The organism is Gordonia sp. GN26, assembly GCF_054823965.1.
Map to the genome: position 1 here is coordinate 1 of NZ_JSYC01000131.1, position 8,585 is coordinate 8,585.

Here is an 8,585-nt window from a genome sequence, read left to right on the forward strand (position 1 = left end):
GCGACGAGCCACGAAGGCCTGGTGAGATGATCTCCCGAACCGACACGAAAAGTCGTCCCCCTCAGTGTGGTTCGAGGGCACATTGCCCTCGGCAAATGCTCAGGGGGACGAGTTCTCGCGTGAATCAGACTTCTCTGGAAGCGAATGCCCGCGGTTGGTGCGGAGCGTTGCAAAGTCGCCAGCCCTTCGTGGCTTGTCGCTAACGCTCCTCGCACCTCAGGGAGCAAGTGGTCGTGGCACACTTTGGCCAACTCGCGCGACTTCGACCCGGACTCAGGACACGGAGTGCGCGCGGCGTTCGAGGTGCGTGACCCCGTCCTCGATCCACGAGCGCACTCGGACCTCGCGATGAGAGTCGCCGTCCCGCAGAGTGATCCACAACTCGTCGTGCAACCGCACCTGCCCGCGCGGTACCTCGACCCCGCGTTCGGCGCCGAACCGCACCGCTTCGGGGTGGGCCCAGGTCGCGGCGTCACCGGGGTCGCGGGCGGTTGCGGTGTACTCCTCGGATGTCAGTGACAGGTCGAGCAGTGTCGCGAGGATCTCGGCGTCGGTCGCGGTGACCGTCGGTCCGGCGAGAACTGTCTCCCCATCCGACAGAGCCTGCAGGAACCACGGCTGGTCGACGACCACCGCGTTCTCGGTGACGGTACCGGCGATCGTCCGGACCCGTTCGGGGACCTCGACATCCGCCGGATCGATGACACCTCGACGGCAGGCGGCGACAACGGCGGCGTGCACCATCACCGCTGCGCCCGCGGTGATGTCCCGGTCGGGATCACCGAGGCGGGTCAGCAGCAGCGCGGCGTCGTCGGCAGTGTCGGGTTCGAGGCGTGCGAGCGCTCCGACCAGTGCGTCGGCGTGCGGATGGTCGAGCGGGTCGATGATCCCGGCGAGGATCTCGTCCGACGGTGCGCGGTACTCCCCGAGCAGCAACCCGTCGACCTCGGCGTGCCGTCGCAACCACCAGGCGGTGTACCCGTCGCGGTCGGCGAGCAACGGTGCGACGGCCTCGTCGGTCGCCATCATGGTCAGCGCGTCGGGCCAGGACCGGTCGTCGATCAGGTCGAGATCGCGGACCGCCGTGAGCCTTTCGGGGGCGTCGGGCAGGGTGTCCCACCAGTCCTCCTCGTCGGGTAGGTCGTGGTCAGGTCCGACCGGCAGTTCGTCGACGACCGTGAGGAAGCCCCACCCGACACCGAGACGCCGCAACTCGTCTGCGCCACACTCGGACACGACCTCGGCATCGACGACACCGAACGGATGGTCGTCGACGAGGACGGACAGCAGCGGGCTGTCGGGCAGCAGGAGTTCGTCGGCGGGGCGGAGCTCTCCGTCGGTGTCCAGCAGCGGAAGGGTGGCCAGCCACGGCGGCACGGTCGCATCCGGATCGGCGCGCAGGACCGCACAGATCTCGGCGGCCAACCCGTCGTCGCCGGCCAGGTCATCGGTCACAGCACCGTCGAGATCGATGTCCTCGATCAGCACGCGCAGCGCCGGGTCTGCCAGCGCGTCGGTGACCGAGAGTTCCTGCACGCCGAGACGTTCCAGGAGCGAATGACCGGCATCGGGATGGACGGTGGGAATCCAGCGCATCGGCGTGGCGATGCGATCACTCACGAACAGGCCACGCACCCCGACCGACATCCGCCCGTCGGACCGCGGGATCGGCAGCGCGCCCAGTTCCTCGACCTCGCGTCCCGTCGACACGAGCGGCGCGAGCGCCTCGTACAGGTCGTGCCACCACGACGGCTCGTGGTGCAGCCCGCCGAGTCGCTCCACCAGCCCCGCCAGCCCGAGTTCCTCGACGCCCAGCCGCCCCAGTGTCGGAAGGTGTTGGGCGAGAGATATGTCGGGGTGGACGAGATCGGCGAAGTGTTCGGACAACATCTCGGCCAGGCGATCGGTCAACCCGATGAGGACGACTGCCCGCGAAGGCAGCAACGGCTCGCCGTCCGCACCCGGCAGCCACGCGATGTCGCGGAGTTGCCCGCGCACGGCCTCGATCAGCCTGGCATCGTCACGATTTCGCGCGAGGTGCAGCTCCGGTACGAGCTGTAACCGCCGAACCGGGTCGACCAGGAGCAACAGGTCGACGTAACCGGCTGCGGCATCGCCGATCTCGGCTCCCGGATGTAGGTGTCGACGGTCCGGGGTGAGCGCGAGGTCGGTGATGCACCGACACGGCAGGCTCAGTTCGATGTCGGTGGGCGTGGGAGCGCGCAGCACATCGTGCTCGGGTGCGCGACCGTTGTCTGCGTCGACTAGCCAGCGCGTCCCGCCGCGGGTCACCTCCAACCAGCGCCGAGTCGACGCCGAGCCGGCACCGTCATCCACGGACACGGTGACTATCGCAGACGAGGCCTGATCGTCTTCGACCGCGGGCCCGTCGGACCGCTCGACCGAGACCTCCACACCGTCGACGGTGATTCGCTGCAGCGCGGCGAGTTCCACAACCAGATCGGGTGCTTGCGCGAGCATCGCCTCGATCAGCGGCCCCGCCGGCTCCCGGAGACTCAGGACCACCTCGGTGTCGAACCCGTTGGCGGGCCCGACCTCCGACGGCCACACGAGTCGCAGAACCGGGACGGCGTCACCCGGGAGACCGGCGTCCCGAACAGCTTCCACGGTGGCGGCGCGGTCGAAGACGACCGACCCGGTGCGCGAACGGATCTCGATGCGGTCGGCGACCGTCGCCGTGGCGGTGAACCCGACGCCGAATCGGCCGATCTGACCGTCGGCGGGCGCCTTGGCCGACACGCGCAGCGCCGCGAGCGAGCGAACACCCTCGACGCTCAGCGGCTCACCGGTGTTCGCGACATGCAGCTCGCCGTCGGAGACCCACACCGCGAGCTCCCCCGCGATCCCCGCCGCGGCTGCGGCGTCGGCGGCATTGGCGGCGAGTTCGGTGAGCAATCGGTCGCGGTATCCGACCGTCACCAGATCAGACTCGGCGGCGGCGTCCTCGGCGAGACGGGTCGGCGAGGCGATCCAGGCGTCGAGCGTCGACGACCGCAGTGCGGCGGTGTCGAACGGGTCTGGGCCGAACGGATCGGCGCTCATCGGCGGTGGGGTGTCGTTCAGGAGCGGGCCGGTTCGGCGTCTCGGGTGACCGAGACGACCTCGAGGGCGCCATCGTCGTAGGCGTCATATGCGGGTGAACCCTCACCCTTGGGCGCCTGGACATCGGAGTGTGCGCCGCAGCCGTACTCGGCGGAGACCACCCGGCCGTCGGCCGCGTATTCGTTTGCGCAGACACCGAATCCGGCGCGCAGCGCACCCGCGAGGGGCACGTAGAAACCACAGGTCCAACACGTGTACGGAGCGGCCTGCGCCATCTCCGACGACGGTCCGAAATCGCCGTCGTACCAGCGCTGCGCGGCGTCGGCGCGACCGTCGCGGCTCAGCAGCCGGCGTCGACCGAGGCCGATCTCGCCGGCGATCTGACCGATCTCGTCGGGGTCCTCGGACTCGGAGTCGAAGCGGAACTCGTCGCCGGTGTCGATCTGGTTGGGGACCAGACGGGGATCGTCGGGCTCGGCTGCCAGCAGATCGCCGGGCGCGAGGTCACCGGAGGCGACACGCTCGGCCCACGGCACCCACGGCGGGGCGAGCAGCGAACCCTCACCCGGCAGCAACACGACCTCACTGAGGGTGATCTCGTCGCTGCCCGGGGACCCGGCCAGCACGACGCACCACTGCCATCCGCGATAGCCTGCGAGCTCGGCGTCGAAGTAATGTGCAGCGGCCCACTCGCCCTCGGCGACGCTGCGCCGATGCGCGCCGGGCTGCTGTCCTTCGTCGACCAGCGCGGCTCGTGCGATGTCGACGGCCGCCAGCAGTCGTCCGCCCTCACTTACGTCAGTCACGCATCCAGTGTGCAATATCGCCGACGTGTGCCACACAACGCCCCGGTTCAAGCGGCACCGGCCCGAGATGAGGAACAATCGTGGGCGTGATCCCACGGAGTTCCCGACACGACGATGGGCGCGGGGCCCCCAGGGGTCCGGCGAGCCAACATCCTCGCCCGCCGACAGACGATCGCGGCCGGCGCGCCGCTCAGCACCCCGGGTCGGCCAACTACCCGGCCGACGAGACCCGTCAGATGCGCGGCCGTCGGCCCGCACCGGGCTGGGGACCGCCGCCCGGGCCGGGTCCCGGCCGCAACGCCTACCTGCCCCCGCCCACCCACAATCCCCATCTGCCGCCGCTCGACGACCGCGGGCAACCGCAGTACGACGAGTCGGCGACCCGCGCGATGCCGACCGACCACGGGCCGCGAACGCCCAAGAAACTCACCGTGATGCGTGTCGCCGCGATGCGCAGCCGGGAACTGACGGGCAAGGGCATCGGCAAGATCCACCGTGCCGCGACCGCCGACGGCGCCGACCAGTCCGGCCTCACCGCGCTCACCCTGCCGGTGATCGCGAACTTCGCCGCCGACGCGGCGATGGCCGTCGCGCTGGCCAACACGCTGTTCTTCGCGGCCGCGACGGGTGAATCCAAGACCAATGTCGCGCTGTACCTGGCGCTGACGATCGCGCCGTTCGCACTCATCGCTCCCCTGATCGGTCCGCTCCTCGACCGGCTCCAGCGCGGTCGTCGTATCGCGATGGCCGCGACCTTCGGTCTGCGCGTCATCCTGGCACTGCTGATCATGGCGAACGTCCAGTGGAACGACGCCACGCAGCAACTCGAGTACGACCCGTGGGTGCTCTATCCCTGCGCCTTGGGCCTGCTGGTGCTGTCGAAGTCCTTCGGCGTGCTCAAATCGGCGGTCACGCCGCGTGTGGTGCCCCCGACCATCGACCTGCCGCGGGTGAACTCCCGCCTGACCACCTTCGGTCTGATCGGCGGCACGATCGTCGGCGGCGCGGTGGCCGCGCTGATCGAGATGTTGCTCGGCAAGCTGCTGCCGCTGCACCTGCCGGGAGCCATGGTGTGGCTGGCGATCGTCGCCGCGGCCGGCGCCTACCTGTGTATGCGCATCCCGTCGTGGGTCGAGTCGACCGAGGGCGAGATCCCCACGACCCTGACCTACCACGGCGAGCCCGCCCGATCGAGCGCGCCCGAACACGAACCGACCAGTGCCCGCGAGGGCGCCAAGATGCTCGCCGCCAAGATGCGTCAGCCGCTCGGCCGCACGGTCGTGGCCGGCCTGTGGGGCAACGGCACCATCCGCATCCTCACCGGCTTCCTGACGCTGTTCGTGGCCTTCTATGCCAAGGCGCAGCAGGGCGACGCGTCGGACTGGACGCAGCTGCTGCTGCTCGGCGCGGTCGGTGCCGCGGCCGGTATCGGCAACATGATCGGCAACGGCGTCGGCACCCGGCTGGAGCTGAAGAACCCGCCCGGCATCATCGTCTGGGCCACCGCGGCCTGCTTCGCCGTCGCGGTCCTCGCGGCGATCTTCGGCAACATCCTCTTCGCAGCGGTCGCCGCCCTGGTCGCGTCGGGCACCAGCGCGATCGGCAAGGTGTGCCTCGATTCGTCGATCCAGGACGATCTGCCCGACGAATCGCGCGCCTCGGCCTTCGGTCGTTCGGAGACGGTCCTGCAGCTGTCGTGGGTCTTCGGCGCCTCGCTCGGTGTGCTGCTGCCCCCGACTCTGTGGATCGGCTTCACCGTCGTCGCCGTGCTGCTCGGGCTGGGCCTGGTCCAGACCGTGATGACGACCCGCGGGTCGTCGCTGGTGCCGGGCCTGGGCGGTCGGCGCCCCGACCACGCCGCACCGACCGTCGCCTTCCGGGCCGCCGGCTCGGACGATGCACGCCGGACCGGCCCGGGATCGGCACCGACCCGGGCGCATACCCAGCGGCCGACGACCACGCGGATGCCGTCGACAGCACCGTTCCCGAACTCCGGTGACCGGACACCCGGTGACCGCCCCGCCCCCGACCAGACAGGACATCGCCGACCGTGATCAGCAGTGGTGAGAAGAAAGCTCTTTCGATCATCGCGATCGTCGTGGTGGCGTTCGTCGCGGTCGTCGGCGTTTCGGTGTTCCTGCTGACCCGCAACTCCACGCACGACGACCGGCCGTACGTCCACATCGCCGTCGGCAAGAACCTCTACACCGTCGAGCCGGTGCGGTGGTGCGACCTGATGCTCGACGAATGCGACCCGCCGCTCGGCACGTCGCAGCGCGAGGCACCCCGGGTTCCGGTGGCGGTCGGCGACACGGTGATGCTGTCGGTCTCCGGCGACATCGCGAAGGGCCCATGGAACCTCGCGGCCGTCTACTGGACACCGAAGGGGCTCGTCGAGGACGAGCAGCCCCAGGCGTCGGGTGAGACCTACACGGTCACGCTGAAGACGGCACCCGAATACGTCCTGCTGGGCGTCACCGTCTACCCGGCGTCGGCCCGGCTGACGCCGAACGACGAGATCATCCCGCGCGGCGTGCTGGCAGCGCAGACCGCGCCGGAGAACTTCCTGCAATACCTCGGCTGACGCGCGACATCGGGCTCAGTGCTCGACGAACGGCACTCAGCTCTCAAGTTCGCGAGCGACCGCGCGGACGACCTCGGAGATGCGCTGCGCGGTCTTGCGGTCGGGGTAGCGCCCCTTGCGCAGATCCGGCTGCACCTTGCCCTCGAGCAGGGTGATCAGATCTGCGACCATGCCGTGCAGCTCGTCGGGGGTGTGTCGCTTGGTGTCCTTGCGGGCGGCCTCGCGCACGTTCTTCGACACGCTCGGCGCAGGATCGAGAACCTTCACGCTCAGTGCCTGCGGCCCGCGGCGACCGGCAGCCATGCCGAACTCCACGCGCTGCCCCGGCTTGAGGGCCTCCACCCCGTCGGGCAGGGCGGACGAACGGACGTAGACGTCCTCACCGCTCTCCTGAGCGAGGAAGCCGAAGCCCTTGTCCGCGTCGTACCACTTCACCTTGCCGGTCGGCACTGTGCTCACCCTCATCTGTACGTCGTAGATCTCTTGCGGATCTGCCTGTCACAACAAAAGACGCCGTCACCCATCACACGACCCACGGCGGAAAGTCCGTATGGGCCCAGACGGATGCAAGGCGCCTGCTGCGCCCCATGGTAGCCAACACCCCACCCCGCGGTCACACCATTACCTCTGCCCTACCGGTCAGCCCGTCGCGCGGCGCCGCACTCCCGGAGTGTGCATTACCGTGGACGGCATGCAGAAGACGACGTCCCCGCGGTTGCTGCAGGCAGCCATGGTGATCTTCGCGATCGGAATCATCGCCCTCGTGGCCCTGTTCGTGACCCCGCTCGTCACCGACGGCGAGACCGCACCGACCTTCGTCTACCTGTTGACCATGTGCGCACCCCTGGGTTTTCTCCTCGGCCTGGTGTACGCACTCCGTGCCGGACGCCGAGCCAGGTGAGGACCGTGACCGCGACCATCGACACCACCCCAGAACTTGCCCCCGTCTCCGACGCCAAGGCCCTCCGGGCAGCGTTCAGCTGCTTCCCCAGCGGCGTCGTCGCGGTGTGTTGCCTTCAGGGCGAGGGAGATTCGACCACGCTGATCGGAATGGCGGCGAGCTCCTTCACCACCGTCTCCCTCGACCCACCACTGGTGTCGGTGTGCGTACAGAACACGTCGACGACGTGGCCGCAGATCCGTACCGCACCGGCCATCGGCGTGAGCGTCTTCGCCGGCGACCAGACCGATGTCTGCAAGCAGCTCGCCGGGCCGTCGGAGCGCCGGTTCGACGGCATCACGCCGCTGCGTACCGATGCCGGGGCGGTTTTCGTCCCCGACGCCGCTGCCCATCTGTCGTGCACCATCCACAACGAGATCCAGGCCGGTGACCACACCGTCGTGCTGCTGGAGATCGACACCCTGCGCGCCGACCCCGAGGTCGAGCCGCTGGTGTTCCACGCCAGCACCTTCCGTGCGCTCGAGGCCCGCAAGGACCCGAACGCGACGTGATCTGCAGGACAGCATGAGCACGGTCGGACTCGGAATCCCCACGCCACGGTCGATGACGGCCGGGGCCCCATCCGACGTGCCCACGCAGGGGCCCCTGCGCGACACGTTCGGGCGGGTGGCGAAGGACCTGCGGGTCTCGGTGACCGACCGGTGCAATCTGCGCTGTACCTACTGCATGCCGGCCGAGGGACTCGACTGGATGCCGAACGACGCGGTGCTCAGCGCCGACGAGCTGATCCGCGTGCTCACGGTCGCAGTCCGGGACCTGGGGATCGAACGCATCCGCTTCACCGGCGGTGAGCCCCTGCTGCGTCGCGACCTCGAGCAGGTCATCGGCGCAGTGTCGGCGCTGCCCCAGCGTCCCGAGATCGCGATGACCACCAACGGGCTGGGCCTCACGCGGCGGATCGACGGACTCGTCGCCGCCGGGCTCAGCCGCATCAACATCTCCCTCGACACCGTCGACCGCGAACGATTCGCCGAGATCACCCGCCGCGACCGGCTCGACGACGTGCTGGCCGGTCTCGCCGCCGCCAAGCGCGCGGGTCTCGACCCGGTCAAGGTCAACGCCGTGATCCCCGACCGTGCCAACCTCGACGCCATCCCCGATCTGCTCGCCTACTGCCTGGAACACGGCTACGAGCTGCGCATCATCGAACAGATGCCCCTCGACGCCGACC

Annotated in this window: 8 protein-coding genes; 5 read left to right on the forward strand and 3 right to left on the reverse strand. The window is 69.4% G+C overall.

Going from position 1 to position 8,585, the window contains the following annotated elements; genetic code table 11:
• Positions 1-273 precede the first annotated feature (273 nt).
• Entirely contained in the window at positions 274-3,063 is a 2,790-nt protein-coding gene (locus OK17_RS19750; protein ID WP_461418473.1) for a sacsin N-terminal ATP-binding-like domain-containing protein, read from the reverse strand.
• 17 nt (positions 3,064-3,080) lie between these two features.
• Positions 3,081-3,869: a DUF3027 domain-containing protein gene (locus OK17_RS19755; protein WP_040536870.1), complete on the reverse strand. Its 789-nt coding sequence runs from the start codon at positions 3,867-3,869 to the stop codon at positions 3,081-3,083.
• 236 nt (positions 3,870-4,105) lie between these two features.
• Here OK17_RS19755 and OK17_RS19760 point away from each other — a divergent pair, with 236 nt between their 5' ends.
• Positions 4,106-5,923, forward strand: a complete 1,818-nt coding sequence (locus OK17_RS19760; RefSeq protein WP_461418474.1) for an MFS transporter — start codon at positions 4,106-4,108, stop codon at positions 5,921-5,923.
• Entirely contained in the window at positions 5,920-6,453 is a 534-nt protein-coding gene (locus OK17_RS19765; RefSeq protein WP_232717252.1) for a DUF2771 family protein, read from the forward strand. Before OK17_RS19760 ends, OK17_RS19765 begins: the two co-directional genes overlap by 4 nt.
• A 36-nt stretch (positions 6,454-6,489) precedes the next feature.
• Here the strand turns inward: OK17_RS19765 and OK17_RS19770 are convergent, their stop codons facing one another.
• Positions 6,490-6,903 carry a cold-shock protein gene (locus OK17_RS19770; protein ID WP_204718563.1) on the reverse strand — a complete coding sequence of 138 codons (414 nt, stop codon included), beginning with the start codon at positions 6,901-6,903 and terminating at the stop codon, positions 6,490-6,492.
• A gap of 241 nt (positions 6,904-7,144) precedes the next feature.
• On the opposite strand from OK17_RS19770, the gene OK17_RS19775 reads away from it, so the two are divergent.
• The 3 genes from OK17_RS19775 to OK17_RS19785 all read left to right on the forward strand — a co-directional run.
• Positions 7,145-7,354: a hypothetical protein gene (locus OK17_RS19775; protein WP_232717250.1), complete on the forward strand. Its 210-nt coding sequence runs from the start codon at positions 7,145-7,147 to the stop codon at positions 7,352-7,354.
• Positions 7,355-7,359: 5 nt separating this feature from the next.
• Entirely contained in the window at positions 7,360-7,905 is a 546-nt protein-coding gene (locus OK17_RS19780) for a flavin reductase family protein (protein ID WP_232717248.1), read from the forward strand.
• Positions 7,906-7,918: 13 nt separating this feature from the next.
• Positions 7,919-8,585, forward strand: a 667-nt coding sequence (locus OK17_RS19785; RefSeq protein WP_461418475.1) for a GTP 3',8-cyclase MoaA, incomplete at its 3' end; no start/stop codon positions are given.